The sequence below is a fragment of the Brevibacillus soli genome (assembly GCF_044759095.2).
Classification (GTDB): Bacteria; Bacillota; Bacilli; order Brevibacillales; family Brevibacillaceae; genus JBIYSM02.
Window position 1 is genome coordinate 1 of record NZ_JBIYSM020000062.1, and the last position, 16,152, is coordinate 16,152.

At 51.6% G+C, this 16,152-nt stretch carries 14 protein-coding genes, 1 pseudogene, 1 CRISPR repeat array and 1 riboswitch; of the genes and pseudogenes, 2 read left to right on the top strand and 13 right to left on the bottom strand.

Annotated features, from left to right (window positions below; genetic code table 11):
• Nucleotides 1-325 precede the first annotated feature (325 nt).
• Nucleotides 326-1,794: a CRISPR direct-repeat array (repeat unit 36 nt; unit sequence GTGCTAACCATCTACATTTCCACTAACGAAACGGAC).
• Nucleotides 1,795-2,159: 365 nt separating this feature from the next.
• From cas2 to ACE99V_RS18770, 7 genes are all read right to left on the bottom strand, one after another.
• Complete coding sequence (gene cas2 / locus ACE99V_RS18740; RefSeq protein ID WP_400492753.1) at nt 2,160-2,453, bottom strand: CRISPR-associated endonuclease Cas2; 294 nt, start codon at nt 2,451-2,453, stop codon at nt 2,160-2,162.
• 16 nt (nt 2,454-2,469) lie between these two features.
• On the bottom strand, nt 2,470-4,134 hold the full coding sequence (gene cas4g/cas1g / locus ACE99V_RS18745; protein WP_400492754.1) for a CRISPR-associated endonuclease Cas4g/Cas1g: 1,665 nt from the start codon (nt 4,132-4,134) through the stop codon (nt 2,470-2,472).
• Between the two features lie 36 nt (nt 4,135-4,170).
• The gene (gene cas12b / locus ACE99V_RS18750; RefSeq protein ID WP_400492755.1) at nt 4,171-7,458 is read right to left on the bottom strand and encodes a type V CRISPR-associated protein Cas12b; all 3,288 of its coding nucleotides are present in this window, start codon (nt 7,456-7,458) and stop codon (nt 4,171-4,173) included.
• A gap of 696 nt (nt 7,459-8,154) precedes the next feature.
• Complete coding sequence (locus tag ACE99V_RS18755; RefSeq protein ID WP_400492756.1) at nt 8,155-8,646, bottom strand: YbaK/EbsC family protein; 492 nt, start codon at nt 8,644-8,646, stop codon at nt 8,155-8,157.
• Nucleotides 8,643-9,362, bottom strand: coding sequence for an MOSC domain-containing protein (locus ACE99V_RS18760; protein ID WP_400492757.1), 720 nt, complete (start codon nt 9,360-9,362; stop codon nt 8,643-8,645). Before ACE99V_RS18760 ends, ACE99V_RS18755 begins: the two co-directional genes overlap by 4 nt.
• 25 nt (nt 9,363-9,387) lie before the next feature.
• Complete coding sequence (locus ACE99V_RS18765; RefSeq protein WP_400492766.1) at nt 9,388-10,188, bottom strand: NAD kinase; 801 nt, start codon at nt 10,186-10,188, stop codon at nt 9,388-9,390.
• Nucleotides 10,189-10,268: 80 nt separating this feature from the next.
• The gene (locus tag ACE99V_RS18770) at nt 10,269-10,772 is read right to left on the bottom strand and encodes a DinB family protein (RefSeq protein WP_400492758.1); all 504 of its coding nucleotides are present in this window, start codon (nt 10,770-10,772) and stop codon (nt 10,269-10,271) included.
• 155 nt (nt 10,773-10,927) lie between these two features.
• On the opposite strand from ACE99V_RS18770, the gene ACE99V_RS18775 reads away from it, so the two are divergent.
• Nucleotides 10,928-11,290: a L,D-transpeptidase gene (locus ACE99V_RS18775; protein WP_400492759.1), complete on the top strand. Its 363-nt coding sequence runs from the start codon at nt 10,928-10,930 to the stop codon at nt 11,288-11,290.
• Nucleotides 11,291-11,492: 202 nt separating this feature from the next.
• Here ACE99V_RS18775 and ACE99V_RS18780 read toward each other — a convergent pair whose 3' ends face one another.
• From ACE99V_RS18780 to ACE99V_RS18795, 4 genes are all read right to left on the bottom strand, one after another.
• Nucleotides 11,493-11,897 carry a YugN family protein gene (locus tag ACE99V_RS18780; protein ID WP_400492760.1) on the bottom strand — a complete coding sequence of 135 codons (405 nt, stop codon included), beginning with the start codon at nt 11,895-11,897 and terminating at the stop codon, nt 11,493-11,495.
• A 70-nt stretch (nt 11,898-11,967) separates the two neighbouring features.
• Nucleotides 11,968-12,429, bottom strand: a complete 462-nt coding sequence (locus ACE99V_RS18785; protein ID WP_400492761.1) for a hypothetical protein — start codon at nt 12,427-12,429, stop codon at nt 11,968-11,970.
• An 80-nt stretch (nt 12,430-12,509) separates the two neighbouring features.
• Nucleotides 12,510-12,848, bottom strand: a complete 339-nt coding sequence (locus ACE99V_RS18790; RefSeq protein ID WP_400492762.1) for a DUF3147 family protein — start codon at nt 12,846-12,848, stop codon at nt 12,510-12,512.
• Complete coding sequence (locus ACE99V_RS18795) at nt 12,836-13,258, bottom strand: MarR family winged helix-turn-helix transcriptional regulator (RefSeq protein ID WP_400492763.1); 423 nt, start codon at nt 13,256-13,258, stop codon at nt 12,836-12,838. The genes ACE99V_RS18790 and ACE99V_RS18795 overlap by 13 nt, the downstream gene beginning before the upstream one ends.
• Nucleotides 13,259-13,526: 268 nt before the next feature.
• Here ACE99V_RS18795 and ACE99V_RS18800 point away from each other — a divergent pair, with 268 nt between their 5' ends.
• Nucleotides 13,527-14,288 (top strand): class I SAM-dependent methyltransferase, encoded by a 762-nt coding sequence (locus tag ACE99V_RS18800; protein ID WP_400492764.1) that lies wholly within the window; start codon nt 13,527-13,529, stop codon nt 14,286-14,288.
• Here ACE99V_RS18800 and ACE99V_RS18805 read toward each other — a convergent pair.
• Both ACE99V_RS18805 and thiO read right to left on the bottom strand, forming a co-directional pair.
• Nucleotides 14,262-14,441: pseudogene (locus ACE99V_RS18805) on the bottom strand (zinc ribbon domain-containing protein); the annotation flags it as partial. The gene ACE99V_RS18800 and the pseudogene ACE99V_RS18805 overlap by 27 nt on opposite strands.
• Before the next feature lie 89 nt (nt 14,442-14,530).
• Nucleotides 14,531-15,640 carry a glycine oxidase ThiO gene (thiO, locus tag ACE99V_RS18810; RefSeq protein ID WP_400492765.1) on the bottom strand — a complete coding sequence of 370 codons (1,110 nt, stop codon included), beginning with the start codon at nt 15,638-15,640 and terminating at the stop codon, nt 14,531-14,533.
• Nucleotides 15,641-15,732: 92 nt separating this feature from the next.
• A riboswitch (TPP riboswitch) is annotated at nt 15,733-15,847 on the bottom strand.
• Between the last annotated feature and the right edge of the window lie 305 nt (nt 15,848-16,152).

Genomic DNA, 16,152 nt, shown 5'->3' on the forward strand with positions numbered 1-16,152 from the left:
ACCTTCTTAGTTTCAAGAAGGGCTGACAAATACCATAACGTACCCTTGTCAGTTGCTAATTGTAATTTTTTAACAAACTTTACGTTAGGTGTGTTTGCTATACCCAAATTGAGTAAAAAAAGTATTTGACATAGTACGCTTATACACTAAAAAAGACCTTGCTTTATAAAGGTCTTCTACTATTGCTCTTCCGCTTTAAACCCGATATCTTCTTCCAGTATAGCGCAAGCTGGACATTTTGTATCATTTGAATACATGTTTTTCCTCACACCAGATACACCTCGTCTCCGCTGGTCAACGTGCCCGGTTCCATCGTCTTTGTGCCGTGGTAACCATCTACATTTCCACTAACGAAACGGACCTCCTGTTCTCACAGGTACCCTTTGTTGAGCAGCCTTTCGTGCTAACCATCTACATTTCCACTAACGAAACGGACATCAATCCATCAGCAACGCATATCGCTTGAAGACAGGTGCTAACCATCTACATTTCCACTAACAAAACGGACACAGATCGGGGGCCGGGACCGATGAGCACTGTAGAGTGCTAACCATCTACATTTCCACTAACGAAACGGACGCCATGGCTACGTCAAACACACCCCAGCGGCTTTGCCGTGCTAACCATCTACATTTCCACTAACGAAACGGACAACCATGTTCAGGTCAAACTTAGCGTCCTCTGCTGGTGCTAACCACCTACATTTCCACTAACGAAACGGACGACCAACAAGTGACCAACAAGTGACCACAAACAAGTGCTAACCATCTACATTTCCACTAACGAAACGGACCAAAATCTCCCGAAGCGTATGGTCTTTTTTGACTCCGTGCTAACCATCTACATTTCCACTAACGAAACGGACTCACTGAAACAGCAATTTCCTATGAAGGCGGCTTTGGTGCTAACCATCTACATTTCCACTAACGAAACGGACTTCTTCTCTTCTTCACTTTTTCGTGGTCTTCCCAATGTGCTAACCATCTACATTTCCACTAACGAAACGGACCCACAAGCTGAAGAAGCAGGGTGTATTAGCCTAAAGTGCTAACCATCTACATTTCCACTAACGAAACGGACCCAATCATCCTGGGTAATATACAATTTTGGAGACTTAGTGCTAACCATCTACATTTCCACTAACGAAACGGACTCCAACCGGCGACGTCATTCCACGACAATGCAAACAGTGCTAACCATCTACATTTCCACTAACGAAACGGACTTACCGTGACTTCACGGAACCGCAGTCTGATATACTGTGCTAACCATCTACATTTCCACTAACGAAACGGACACGTAATCCCGCGGGCATGCAAGCAAAACAGCGATGCTGTGCTAACCATCTACATTTCCACTAACGAAACGGACGATTTTAACCCCTTTTCTCCCTACACAAATTGTTGTGCTAACCATCTACATTTCCACTAACGAAACGGACATACTGTTCCCCACTTGCTCCAGCACCTTTATCAGTGCTAACCATCTACATTTCCACTAACGAAACGGACACTGTAGACAAGCAAGGGAATGTTTATGTGTTAGAGTGCTAACCATCTACATTTCCACTAACGAAACGGACGTTGTCGATGCGTCGTTCATCTTCCTCTTTACCGGTGCTAACCATCTACATTTCCACTAACGAAACGGACCAGTACCGCTTCGCCGGACTCTACAGGCAGGTACAAGTGCTAACCATCTACATTTCCACTAACGAAACGGACCGAAGGTTCGGGAAATGCTGGACAAACTGCTTTGGTGCTAACCATCTACATTTCCACTAACGAAACGGACTGCTGTTCGCACAATCCTTTGCAGCAGTTAATCTTTGAAGCCTCTTTGCGAGAGGGGGCATAACCATGCTGTTTAATACACTCTTCTGCATCGAGATCGCCTCCATGAAGATGGAATCCTCCTTAGAGCCACAAAGGATTCGAGCACCTCTCTTGGTTTTTGACCAGAGGAGGTGCTCGACCGCTGCAGGGAGGTCCGCATCTCCCTGACTTCGGATGGTTAGTGGAAATATAGATAGTTGTTGTGACTGAGTGACGTGTTAGGTCACCGAAGCACTTGACACAACTATCTTATTAGCCTATAGCTAATTATTTTTATTATATCTCGTTTGCTCAGTCCATATCAATATCAACATGCAATTTTTGTCAATAAATCAGTTTGGTAAGATCCCTCGGCAGGTATTCTCTTCCGACCGTTGAGATCCTTTTCGCTAACTGATCGCGGGTAACGGGGCCAATATGCACGAACATGACCTGATCCTCGAGATGATGAATGATTTCGTCCATCTTCACCTTCAACTCAGCTTCCTGCAGATCCGTCAGTTGGCAGATGAAAACGGAGTATTGAACGTGTTCGCCGTAGCCTTTCATCATCTTGTACACTTTACGCCATCGCTTGGGTTCGGATATGTCGTAACTCACCAGGACGTATTGTCTCACCCGTCCGTCATCCTTCCTAGCGGGTGGTGAGGGGACGATACTCTGGCAGTTCCCCTTCCAAATGACGAGCGAGCAGTCGCGCCTCCAGATCCAATGTTCGGCGATAGCTGGTTTTGTAATCAAAGCTGGGATGTGTCAGCTCGTCATGCAGGCGACGTTCATACGCGGCAAAAAACGTATGCCGTCCTTGTTTTTTTAACTGACAGCTGTCCTGTCCCCAATAGAAATCATTGATTTCAATCTCTTCTGTATTCAGAACCCGCAAGACAACGCTGTCGGCGATGAGTGGGCGAAACGGCTCCATCAGATCGAGGGCGAGTGAAGGTCTGCCAGGCTCAATTCTGTGAAAAAAACCGAACAGCGGATCCAACCCGACGCGCACGCAGGCGGCGATCATATCCCGAACCAGCAACGTGTATCCGAGGGAAAGAAGGGCATTGACAGGGTCTTTGGGCGGTCTTCGATTCCGCCCTTGCATGATTAACTGTCCATCCATTTCTGTATGCTTCAGCATGCTTGGAAATGATCCCATATACAACCTGCCCGCTCTTCCCTCGTATCCCCGCAGACTGTCCAGGCTATCCGATTCCAGGGTCCGGTCTCTCAAGTCTTTCAATTCTCGCAGCACCTGGGAAGAGACGGAACCGTTACGGCGCAACAGGGTTCGCTGGTTGGCAATCTTGGCATATATCACCCAACGGGCAAGGCGAAGGGCTGCCTCCGGATGCTGAAAACGGATAAACTGCTTTTGCCGCAGGTGAATGTTTTTTGTGGTGAGCGGACTCGTAACGCCGATCAGTTTTCCATGTGTACTTAGGTAACTGATGGAGACCCCGCACTCCATCAATGTGTGAATGAGCTGGGTAGAGCATTGCACATGACCCATCAGCGAAATATGAACAATGTCCTTGATCGGCACCTGATCCTGCCTGCCGTCCCTGTAGACAATGGTCAGGCTTTCACCATCCTTGCCAAGCCTTGCCCCAGGCTCGGAAACGTAAAGTACTCCTCCATCTGCCCGACTTGGTACAATTTTGCGGATGTTGGTGCTTACACCCAGCAAATAATTGGTCTCGTCCGGGAGGCATACGTAATTCATCGAACAGCGAAAGCACTTGTTGGAATCTTTCAAAGGTCTCGGCATTTCCCCCTGCTCGATTTCCTGGGCGCGCCGAATACATGCGTGGGTGGCGTCGATCAGAGGAGCGGTGAAATCTACTTTTACCCGCTTGCGGTTGCCTCGGTAATAGAGATATCCGTAATCGGAAGGATACCCGTTTGCCCGCAGAAGCAATCCCTGCGCGCACAGTTGAATCTGGTCGTTCGGCCAAGCGGTTCCGATTAGTTCATAGTCTCCGACGCGAAAAGGTTGCGACGATTCGGGAGCGGAAGAGTGCTTCCCTTCCACGGGAGCCCACAATCCGTTTTCCAACGTCACAGTATCCAGTTTCCCAACCAGTTGAAGGTTATCATCCCCCAGATGCAAACTGAGCGGAGCCGCCCCCCACATCTCTTCGGGAGCCATTTCTCCCTTGCGGCGACGTTCCTCAGCCCTCCGATGCTGGGCGGCTCCTTCGATGGTATCCGGATTTTCTTCAAACAATCCCTGGACATGCATAATGTGAAACAGGCGTTCACAATACTGGACTTCGTTCAACATGCGCACCGGTATCGACGGCATTTAGTCGAGAACCTCCCTTATTTCCACCTGCCGATGCTACCGGATTTGTTCACGCAGCCTTTTCCCGATGCAAGTCTTCACCCGAGCCCAGAAGTCTTTCTGGGGAAGCCATCTGTCGGATGACCAGAAAAAGCCGCTGGGGTCTCGAAACAAAGTCTTGTATCCTTCCTGGATGTCTTCCATGTCTTCCATGTCATCGGTTAATTCTTTGTTTTTAATTTCTTCCGATACAGGGTCAGCAGGTGTAGTTTTACTTTTCATTTTGGCAAAATGTTCCCACACATATACCTCCTCTTTCTCGGAATGACTGATGTTGACAAAAAATCCTTTGCCAAACAGCTTTTTCATTTTGTCATAAGCAGGAATCAGGCTGCCTGACGTGACCTTGCAGGGAACACGGAAGACTTCACTATTCTGCTGCCAGAAACGTTTCTGTAGATTTTGCGCCGCGTTGATGTCGGCGTGAATCACTGCTAGACGGGAACCGGCTTGATCGGCAAACGTGACAAACAGCTCACCGCCCTGCCACGGTACAATCTGCCCCGGCTTCAGACTCGCCACCTGGTGTTCTTGAATAAAGTTGTCCTTGATAAGCTGCCTGACCACATAGGAATTGGGCTTCAAATCCTCTTCTGTCAATGCGTGACAGCGGATGCCCGGAGCCCCGGTCTTGGCGTGAAAGCGGGACGTGTAAGCGGAGTAAACGTCCCCTACCTGGATGCCGAAAAGCTCCGCTTGCAGGTAAGTCAGCCGAGGGATACTCCGATGAGCCCATTTCATCAACCGGTTGTTTTCCCGTCGCGGGCGATCCAGTGCGAAGCGGTAACGGCTCAGGTCTTCAAACAGGATAACCTGGCAAGCAGGGTACGCTTCCTTCCATCGTTTATCGGTTTCGTCGTACTTGTACCCAAGCGCGGTCATGACGATCAGATTGGCCATTTGTTTGAGACGGTCATCCTTTACATTCTGGATATGTTGCAGTTGCTCAGGCGCAAAGGTCTCAGCATCATCCAGGCGGTTGGGTACTCCAGGCTCTCTGCTGTGCTTGCTCCAGGCGATCAACAGCTGTCTGGTCTCTTCCAGCTCTTCGATGTTCCACATGGATAGACCAGCAATGTGTTGACGCTCCTTGTTTTCCTTGCTCAGTGACTTTTTCCAAAGACGTACGGCTTGGACTACAACTGGCTCCAGCGTTCGGTGGGCAACAACCAAAGCCTGTTGCCATCTTTCCGCAGACTCGTGAATATAGTCAGACAGTTTTTCCAACTCTGTCCGCCAAGGTGCATCATCCAATTCTTGTTTCGTCTGCAACGATTCGAGCATTTCATCCAGCTTAAGTCTACGCATCTCAGCCGTTCCTTGCGTGTGCAGACGCAGTACTTCGGAGAGCAGGCGTATCTGAAAACGAACGAGAGAGCGCACCTTAGCCCGTTCTATTCGCTTCTCCATTCGCTTTTTGTCGGAGGTCTCCTCTCCCGGAAGCCGCAGCAGCAGACTGCGTCGATGAACAGCGTACAATCCAGTATCTGCAATCGGGTAGAACATCTTTGTCTCCTTCTCATCCGGTTTTTGCGGCATTACCTCAAAGATGCTCACCGCAGCCGCAGTGCGCTGCCCCATATCAATCGACATGATCCGCATTCCTGCTTCTACCGTTCCCATGCCTGTCTCATTTGCCGGCTGCGTATTTTGTACCAAGGCAAGAAGTTCATCCGGTTTGTATCCTGTTACTTTCGGCCAGTCTTTGGTGTTCACTTGTAAAGCTTGTCCCAGCGGTGTGCGGAGTCGACCATTTTTTATCTCCAGGAATGGCTCTACATCGACAACTACGTTCAGGAAAACCGGACCTGTTTCGCCGTGCGCCAAACGGTTGCAAGCCTTGACCAGATGTTTCCGGTCAAACTGGATCTTCGCCCCGCCCAACACACCGTCAAATTCAAATCGGGCGCTGTAATCGTAATATTTGACCTTTTGTTTTTTGTCGGCATACCCGTTCAGTCTGATTTGCCTCTTCCACTGCAGGGAATTCCCGATTCCTACCGTAACATTCTCACGTTCCACCCATGCCTCATTTTCAGGCCAAAGAAGACTGCTGAAGGTAACATGATACTGTTTGCCAACCTTGCTGATTTCATAGTCGTGAATATTGCCTCCCCTGGCGTCAAAACGAGTCCATAGCGGGTGTACGACCGGGTCCGGCAAGGTAAAGGCAGCCTGTTGTTTGGCTCGATGCAATTTATCCCTGACCTCGTTATAGTTCGTATAGTGATAGAGCCGATTCGGGTGTCCACGCCAGATATGTTGATGCTCCGGTTGGGACAAAAATTGATACACCTTTGGGTCACCAAAAGCGCCGGACATTGATGTCTGCTCATTGGCGACTACCCGCCAAAACTCTTCCTGTGTGGCTGTTTCCGGCAGTTTGCTCCATTTTTCATAGACCTGCTTCCAGCCCCTGATCTGCCTGCGTGTAATCAGGTATTCGCTATTGGTGGCAAACGCCTCTTCCGCCAGTTCCATTTCCCTCTGCTTCTCAAACGACTGCAGGGCTTCCAGCCACGAACCGCCATCTTCGAGATATTTGGCGTACAGATCGTCTCGTTGCGCTTGCAGCTTCTGATATTCTTCCGCCACCCGACGGTTCCATGACTCCCAGGAAAGCATGCGCTCGAGCGCTTGTTGGAACATGTCCCTGTCCCAGGTGCGGACGAATTGCCGTTTATTTTTTGGGGGAAGCCATTGGATTTCCCTCTGTTCATTAGTAAACAACGGGAACAACGGACGTAAACCAAACGCTTCCAGGTCGTTCAGGATGGACGCAGTGGGATCTGCCGCCTTTTTGGCCAGATCCTTGTCTCTCTCCGCCTCCCAATCGGGATGCCCTTCTTCTTTCATCTTCATCCAGCGCGGTTTCCGGCCTGATTTGGCGGTTCCTTTTTTCCCTTCGCTGTTGGGGTCAACCAGCGGGCCAAGAAATGAGCGACTTAGTACTTGAGCGTCTCCTTTTTCCCCGATGGAGGAAGGAACCAACAGCTCATACAGGCGTCGAGTCAGGCTCAGGATCTCTTTATCGGTCCCCGATTCTCCGGTCCAGTTGTTCCGTTTTTGCTGTTCACGCAGGGAAAACAGCAGGCTAAGACGCACTTCTTCCCTGCTTTTCCCGGCGTATGGTTCCTGTCGCATCAGAGCGAGCTTGTTCATGTAATAGGCAATTCCCTGGTTAACTACTTCGTGCGTCTTCCAGAGTCCTAGCCGCAGTTGGCGCATGAGTTCCGCGTCGCCGCTTCGGGTCACTAATTTTACTTTGAAGCTACGTACAGGCATAGGTTGACCTCCAAATTCTAATTTTTTGAACAATGCGTGGTGGTATTTATTAATTACGGAGCGCATATGTGTGCTATCAAAAGATTTTTCTATGGGAGGGGGATGAAATGTCCATGAGAGACATACTCATTATTATTATCTTGATCATCATCCTGATCGTAGTGCTAAGATTTCCAATAGCTTGACTATAGGTCAAGCGCAGTTTGTTGAGAAACCAATGGTTTTAAGAGGGACCGATTTCTCCAGCTACCCGCGAGCTGTGACGACCTGCTAGCGTAGGGACGTGGGCGCGGGGATCAAGCAGCGCCACCCCTGAGAAAACTTCGTAGTGACGCGGCTTTGGCGCTGCCCCCGCGAATCGTCGCGGAGCGAACAGTGACACATCCCTGTGGGGAGGAGGGTCGAGCGGAGCGGAGAAATCGGTCCCGAATAGACACCAATACCTTTTTCGACAGTCTCAGCTTGACTATAGGTCAAGCGCTTTTCGCATGTGAGTGCCTTGTATCGACTAATACTCGATACGACCATGCGGGTGATGAAGTATCATCGGCACTTTGAACATCATGCGTGGTGGGTAGATACCCAAATTTTAACACATCCAACAAACAAAAACATTCGCAAAAAGGAAAACCCTGACATAATTGCCAGGGCTGGATCAATCATTTTAGCAGTCGGTGGTCACTTTTGTGATGTGTATCAGTTACCTTCTTCCGACGCAGCGTTAATCACCGTTCCCCCGGTAATCTCCACCAGCTGCTCAAAGGAAACGGGCAAAAGCGACTCAGCGATGCCGGCGGCGGTGTAAACGACTGGGAAGCGTCGCAGTGATTCGTCGATATAGACAGGAACCTCCTCCCGTAGGGCAAACGGACAGACAGCCCCTACCTCGAATCCGGTGATGCTTAGCACTTCCTCCGGCGACGCCATTTTGGGCTGTCCTCCGCCGAGGCAGGCTTTTACCTGCCTGGTGTGTATCCTGACATCCCCGGCGGCCACAAACAAGCCGTACCGCTCCCTGGTGCGAAACAAAATGGATTTGGCGATCTGTCCAACCTCCACGCCCAGCATCTGAGCGGCCTCTTCTGACGTCTTCATCGGCTCGTCGAACACCATGGGTTCCAGTGACGGGTCAAATCGTTTTACAAAGGTCCGAACTCTGTCCAACGGGGAGAACACTTCTTTATTCACAGCAGATACACCTCGTCTCCGCTGGTCAACGTACCCGGTTCCACGACGGAGGCGTATACGCCGAAATGGTTCTCATGCCGTTTCACAACGGTCTTCAGGACAGCCGGATTCATCTCCAGCGTTTCCGGATCGATGTTGACATACGTGCAGCGTTCACAATGCTTGTTCACCCGCAGTACCACGTCGTGAATGCGCAGCTGTCTGCCAAACCACTCATCTTCCGCAAACGGTTGGTCTTCGTCCAGTGCGATTACCAGATTGGGACGAAACCGGCGCTCGTCCAGCTTCTCCGATCCAAGCCCGCTTGCAATTTCCCTGAGGGACGACTGTGTAACGATTAACAGATGGTCCTCCCAATTTCGCCCCCCTTCCAGAGGGGTGCTTCGCATCGGGGTAACGGGCCGTTTCGCCACTTCCTCCAGCTCTTTAAACAACTGCGCATCTCCCCAACGGTACTCTTTGCCTTTTGGCGAGGTGATGTGCACGTCCGGATAAACGTCCGGCCGCTCTTCTCCGATGAATCTCGCCGAATATCCCAACAGAGCGGGCACCTTGTCCGCACTTAGGTATTTCCCCTGATTGGACGGATCGAGAAAGTAATGGCTGCGATCTCCGTAAAGCCCAAAGGTATCCACCCGGCAGTTCTCCAGCCGTTCTCCCCGCATCGCTTTGACAGGATGCCGATACAACCGGACCAGCTTTCCAATCTTCTTCATTTTCACAACCTCTTTCACCGGGAAATCAGTCTTTAATAAAGGAGTTGCGTACCCGTCCCCAGAACGGCAGCCGCTTGTAACGGGCAAATTTCACCTTGTCCCCCCCGACACGGCAGGTGATGGAACGGACACGGCTCCATACGGCCTGCTCACGATCTAGGCCGATCATGATCTCGGGATTCATGACGATCAATTCGACTTCATGATGTTTTGGCAGTACCAACGAACTGTTGATGGTACGGTATGCCTGGTTGTTGATCGAAGCGATCTCGGACAGCTGTATCGCCTCAATGGAAGGATGCACAATCGCACCGTTTACCGCCTTGTTGTAGGCAGTGCTGCCGGACGGAGATGAGACGATTAAACCGTCACCGCGGAAGGTCTCAAACTCTTCCCCGTTTATGTACACGCAGGCGACCAGAGTGGAAAGAGACGCGTTGCGGATTACCAACTCATTCAAGGCCCACTTGTGGTGAGTTTGCCCGTCGCTGGTGTGAATTCGGCACTGTACCGTCGGATACTCCGCGATAAACGGATGAGGCTGCTCCAATGCCGAAATAAACTCGTCAAGTTCCTCAGGCCGCCAGTCTGCGTAAAAGCCGAGGTGGCCGGTATGAATCCCGACGTAGGTTGGTTCGAAGCCATACTGGTGTACTGCCTCCAGCAGCGTTCCGTCTCCGCCGATCGACACCACCAGATCCGGACGGTCATTACGGCTGTCGACAAACCGATACAGGTTGTCAGGGCGGGCATGCAATTTTTCACGAAGCATCCTGCAGACTTCCCGGGAAAAATCGTCGTTTCGCAGTACGGTGGCAATTTTCATCACATGTCTACCCTCACTTAGGTCAAGCTGTCTTTCTTTTCCTCTCCCCCACTATACCACAGAGGCGTGGGGTTGGCATTTTATCGCTGCTGTTGGGCGAGGTAATAGACTAATGCGTCAATCGCAGGCGGCGTCTCCCCGACCATCCGCAGCATCGAGGTAAGCTGGCCGCGGTGGTAGGTGCCGTGGTTGGCGACGTGATGGAGGGCCTGCCACAGCGCCAGCGTCACTTCCTCTCCTCGCAGGTTGCGATAGGAAAACGGCAGTTGAAGCTGCTGGTCGTCCAACTGTTCCCAATAGCTTTTCCATTTTTGCCGCGTCGCACCCAACAGCCTCTCGACCGCTTCCAGCGTGGGGAAATTCGCTGGTTCCGGCAATCCGGAGGGCGTTTCCTGTCCGAGTAAACGGGTAATCCAGAGCTCTTCCGCTCCGACCAGATGAAGCAGTGTTCGATGAATCGTCCCGAAACTTCCCCCCAAGTCGCGGTGCAGCTGCTCCTCCGTCAGCCTGCGTATCGCCGTAAGCTGATGATCCATCGCCCATTCGTTGTACGAAAACAACCGGTGAAAATCCACTGTATTCATAACGTAGCACCTCTCTTCGGAATTGGATGCCGCAATTCCTCGGGAATGATTTCCATCTGGTTTTCATTCTGCAGAACCGCCGTTTTCCCTGCTGCCCACACCCCGCTCCCGGCTCTTACATACGTTATGGGAAACAGACAGCAGGGGGGATCTCGATGCCTGTCGGTTACTCCATCCGTATCGACTTATCTGATCGCAAGCTCACGCTTTACAGGGACAACCGCATTGTCAGAGTATATCCCGTAGGTGTCGGAAAGCTGGCAACACAGACGCCGCACGGTGATTTCAAAATCATGAACAAAGTTCCCTATCCCAACAGCTACAGGGGCGGTCCTTTGACGGTGTACGGCACCTTCTGGATGGGACTGAACAAGCTCGGCTACGGCATCCACGGCACCAATAATCCCGCATCCATCGGCAAATACGTTTCCAAAGGGTGCATCCGCATGTACAATCGGGATGTGGAAGAGCTGGCCCGCATGGTGCGGATCGGTACACCAGTCAAGATTCGCGCATGACAGTGCTGTAAAAAACCCACCCGCATGAGCTATCCTCGACCCACTCGGCGTTAGCTATCGCTGTGCCGAGTGGGGTCCCTTGCTTCGCCGGGCGGGGCCCCGAATGCTTTCCTAGTGGCTGAATTGGATGTCCATTTTTTTAATTCCTATATATACCAAAGAAAAAACGGTGGGATCCAACCGGATTCCCGCCGCTTTGTGTTTATTCAAACCGCTGTTCCAACTCTCGTACGATTGCTTCCGCCTTTTCAATCCAGACACTCTCAATCGGTGCGTCTTTGTTGATCGGCTCCTGGAACTGGTTCATCAGAGGTGCCGTAGCAGGAGTAGCCGAATAGCCGATGTTCTCTTCCACTCCCGTCTGATAGACGTGCTTTAGCACAAACGGTGTTCCAAATTCGATTAAGGAGTCCGGCCTGTCCAATTCCCCCTGCCGCACCTCAATCGGCAGCCGAAGAAAGACCATGGCTTTATCGTCCAGTTGGCGATCGAGATAACCGTTTTGGTAGTCCCAGTTGGCCAACGTAAAGCCGTCGGGTGCGAGCGCTTCGCGGTAATATTCGTACGTGCCCTGTTTGCCCGTCAAACTGCTGTGGATCGGTTGCATGAAAATCCCTGCCTTTCGCAATCTCGCTGATAGTTTGTGACAAAAGACAGGTTTGTACTCATTTGATGGGTTAAAGCAAAATGATGGCGAGCAGGTCAAACAACGCCAGGGGAATGATACGACGACGGCAGCGGCGGCGGCGGCGGGGCGGCGGCGGTAACTCTAGCGGACTTTCCGGTGAATCGAAGATCGGTGCCGTTACTGGCGGATAGGGGTACGGATACGGGTACGGATGGTAATGCGGATACGGGTAACAGTAGGGGGAATAAGGGTAGCACGGCTGGTAGGTAAAGGCTACGGGGACAAACTCCAGCCGCTCTTGCTCCTCCTCGCGCACTTCCTCTTCCACTTCCAGATATACGTTTGTGCCGTCACAATCGACGAGCTTGCCCTCGTACACTTTTCCATCCGCAGCTTCTATGCGCACGGTCCTACTCGAATGCTGCTTGCAGATACCCCACACCGTATCCTTCATGTTTTTCAGCATGTTGACTACGGTCGGCTCAGCCTGAAATAACGTATCGTACTGCATGACATACCCTCCCATTCATTGTCTATATTACAGACATATACGAATGCCTATCGGGAGGTGTGAGATTTGCCCGTATCGGCCTAGCCCATTTTCTTGAAAAGGAAGTCCTGCACCAGAAACAGAGCGCCCCAACCCATTACCCCCAGCAAAATGGAGCTAAACAGGGAAAAAGAGTGCCGCAGCCCGGCGGAAACAATCCAGAGCAGAACGGCTGTGGCTGGAAAGCCCCACAGCACTCCCTTCGCAAACTGGCTAAGCTCAAGATGGCTTTCTCCCTGCGCATTCAACCAGATCAAGCTAAGCAGACTCACGATGGGAAGTGCAGCAATGACTCCTCCTGCGGTCGGCAAACGGCGTGCCACTTCCGTCACAATGCCGATAACCAGCGCCGATGTGAGGATTTTTATCAGGAAAAACATCGCTTTGCCTCCTCCGCCAGAATGGCAAATCCCTGAAGTACCTTCTCCCGCTTCTCGTCCGGCAACCGCTCCAAAATCTGCACCAGTTTCCCATCGTCCAGCTGCGTGTGCAGCTTCAGGACCTCTTGGCCTTTTTCCGTAATCCGCACATATACCCTGCGCTCGTCTTCCCGGGAACGTTCCTTTGACACCAATCCGTTTTGAATCAGCCGTTTGACGTGTTCAGAAGCGGTGTTGTGGCTCACCGCCAGTAACTTCGCCAGATCGCCAATGGTTACGTTTTCCCGCTTTTCGATGTGCTGCAAAAGGCGCACTGCCTGGTGGGTAATACCGTCCTGATGAGGATAGTGAAGAAAGTAGTAGATGGAGGTAAAATAGTGGTTCAACTGCTCTGTACTTGAATGATTCACGATAAGTCACCTGCCGCCATTCATGTCGTATAATACGATATATTCTTATTACAGGATATAATAATGATAAGGGTCTGTCAATATTTCCTTGTGGCGGATTGTAATCCATGCTACTATTACAATTATTTGGAAAAGGAGTGGTTGGGATGACCGTAGCAGGATCGGTTCTGAAAGCAGCAGCGTTTGAGGAGCTGGGAATGTAACAAAATGACTTGTTGAATTCCCGGCAAGTTTTATCTATCATCTTCACACACAGGGGGATTCAGCATTGAGTAAAAACATCTTTTTCGAACTTCACCATAACCTTCCGCGAGAAGGCCCCGGCAACAACGAATCCACACGCAAAGCGTTCGAAATGCTTGCAGAGCTGCCGAGCGATGCGTGTATTCTCGATATCGGCTGCGGCCCGGGCATGCAGACCATCCAGCTTGCCAAGCTGACGAACGGAACCATTACGGCCGTGGATACACATGAGCCCTTTTTGACGGAAGTGAAACAGAGAGCTGTCGCAGATGGGCTGGGAGAACGCATCCTTCCACGCAAAGCGTCCATGTTTACCTTGCCGTTTGACAATCATTCCTTTGATGTAATCTGGTCGGAAGGATCGATTTATATCATGGGCTTCGAACAGGGACTAAAAGCCTGGCGTCCCTTTTTGAAGCCCGGCGGGTATCTGGCGGTATCCGAGCTTGCCTGGCTGGACAACCATCCTCCAACAGAGGCGGCCGAGTTTTGGGAAAAAAACTATCCGGGGATGAAAACAGTCGAGGACCATCTAAGGGCTGTAGAGCAATCCGGGTACATTCTGATCGGACATTTTGTCCTTCCGGAATCGGGCTGGTGGGATGATTACTACCTCCCCATGGAGCAACGCATCCTGGCACTGCGTGAAACCTACCGGAACGATACCGCATGCCTTGGCCAGCTGGATGAAGCACAGCAGGAAATTGACTTGTTCCGAAAGTATTCCAATTACTACGGTTACGTGTTCTATGTCATGCAGGCTGCGGTGTCCACATACCGAACATAACTGGCTCGAGGGGAAATGTTTCGCTACCACACTGATCGTGCGTCCGTATTAGCGAGCCTTGTATTCCAAGAGAGTGGGACACCTCGTCCATGACGCATCGGCAATCGACTTCGCCAGCTTGTGATTTTTCAGCAGATGGGCAACTTGCAAATCCCCTTGCTTCGCTGAAGAGGGAGTCTTCTCGGTAATGATGATAAAACAGCAAAGCTCCCTGGATATCGAGTCCAAGGAGCTTTTTCATTTTACGACACGGCAAAAAACCGCCCCGGCGCAAACGGCTGCAGGGGTTCCAACCGATTCTTTATAATCCAATCAGCCATGCGCTTCGCCGTAACGGGTGACAGCAGGATCCCGTTGCGAAAGTGTCCACCCGCGATGGACAGCCCGTTCCAACCGGGAACAGGTCCCAAGAGCGGTTTGCCGTCGGCGGTTGCCGGACGGAGCCCCGCCCATGCCTCCAGAAACGCGGCGGTTTGCAGCGAAGGCACATACGGCAGTACACCGCTGCAAACGCTTGCCAGGCCTCCCAATGTGACGTCTTTTTGAAATCCCGCCTCGTCCTCGGTGGCGCCGATGATGATCCGGCCGTCCCGTTTGGGTGTAAGGTATCCTGTCGTCCCAAATACCACGGTCCGAAGAGGAATTCCCGCGGAGGAAACGGCGGCGATCTGACCGCGCACCGGGCAGACCGGGATGGAGATACCCAGCCAGTTCAGCATGATCCCGGCCCAGGCGCCGGAGGTGATTACGGTGTGATCGGCATGAAACGTCCCCGCGGTGGTCTCCGCTCCGGTGACACTGCCCGCCTGCTGAACCAGACCGGTTACAACGCAACCGCTCACCAGCTTCACTCCCTGCTTCTTGCAGGCAGTAACCAGCGCGCCGAGAAGCAGGCGGTTGTTGATATGCCCTTCCTGTGGCGAGTGAATGGCGGCGACTGCTTTCGCGGTTAACAGCGGCTCCACCTCTAGCACTTCCCCTCCGGTCAGCCATCGGACGTGATAGCCGGCCGCCTTTTGCCAGCAGTATTTGGCCCACAACGCTTCCGCTTCCTCGTCGTTCATCGCTACGGTCAACAGTCCGTCCAGGCAGAGCTGGACGTCTCCCCCTGTGGCTGCTTCCAGCTCTGCCACCCATTGTGGATAGAGCCAGAGCGACTCCATTCCCAAATCGAGCAGCGGACCGACTGTTTGAAATTCTTTCAGCGGAGCCAGCATCCCGGCTGCAGCTGATGAGGCCTGCCCGCCCCATTCCCCCTGTTCGATCACGGTTACCGACAAGCCTCTCCTCGACAGTTCATAAGCCAGACTCAACCCGATGATTCCTCCGCCAATCAACAAGCAGTTGGTCATATCTCTACCTCTCCCCGTCAAAAAACGAAAGCCCACCAATCCAGGCAGGAAAGGCGGGCGTACGTACACGCATCGGAGAATCAGACACACGTTTGCTGTCCACTACACTTCCCTGCGCCAGCATGATCCGGATCAGGTGCAAAGGGTCGACGGTTCATTCGCTTCCGTCCTCTCAGCCCCGCATGAAGGACTCCCCCAGTAGCTTTCGTTATGTTGTTGATAGGCTAAGTATATCCTCCTGTTTGTATGCTGACAAGGGATAAATCACCAACTCGGCCTAGCTAGTTTCCCCTGAAAAATTCCTGGGGTAAGTCAAAAACAAAAGGAATTCAGCTCTCTAAATGGAAGTAGTTGTTGACGAGGCAATACATCCAAAAAGAGGGACTGAATTCCTTTCTTCATAAAGAAATTCAACAGTGCTCCTCGAAAATCCTATTTGAGGTGAGCGATTATGTTAAAACTTCGTAACGAGCAAATCACATTGTGGGATACCCTTCTCCCTGAACCAATCC

Coding starts and splice junctions, on each gene's coding strand:
- thiO (WP_400492765.1), bottom strand. CDS start 15,640: ATGACCAACTGCTTGTTGATTGGCGGAGGAATCATCGGGTTGAGTCTG.
- ACE99V_RS18780 (WP_400492760.1), bottom strand. CDS start 11,897: ATGCAACCGATCCACAGCAGTTTGACGGGCAAACAGGGCACGTACGAA.
- ACE99V_RS18790 (WP_400492762.1), bottom strand. CDS start 12,848: ATGTTTTTCCTGATAAAAATCCTCACATCGGCGCTGGTTATCGGCATT.
- cas4g/cas1g (WP_400492754.1), bottom strand. CDS start 4,134: ATGCCGTCGATACCGGTGCGCATGTTGAACGAAGTCCAGTATTGTGAA.
- cas12b (WP_400492755.1), bottom strand. CDS start 7,458: ATGCCTGTACGTAGCTTCAAAGTAAAATTAGTGACCCGAAGCGGCGAC.
- ACE99V_RS18765 (WP_400492766.1), bottom strand. CDS start 10,188: ATGAAAATTGCCACCGTACTGCGAAACGACGATTTTTCCCGGGAAGTC.
- ACE99V_RS18785 (WP_400492761.1), bottom strand. CDS start 12,429: ATGCAGTACGATACGTTATTTCAGGCTGAGCCGACCGTAGTCAACATG.
- ACE99V_RS18770 (WP_400492758.1), bottom strand. CDS start 10,772: ATGAATACAGTGGATTTTCACCGGTTGTTTTCGTACAACGAATGGGCG.
- ACE99V_RS18760 (WP_400492757.1), bottom strand. CDS start 9,362: ATGAAGAAGATTGGAAAGCTGGTCCGGTTGTATCGGCATCCTGTCAAA.
- ACE99V_RS18775 (WP_400492759.1), top strand. CDS start 10,928: ATGCCTGTCGGTTACTCCATCCGTATCGACTTATCTGATCGCAAGCTC.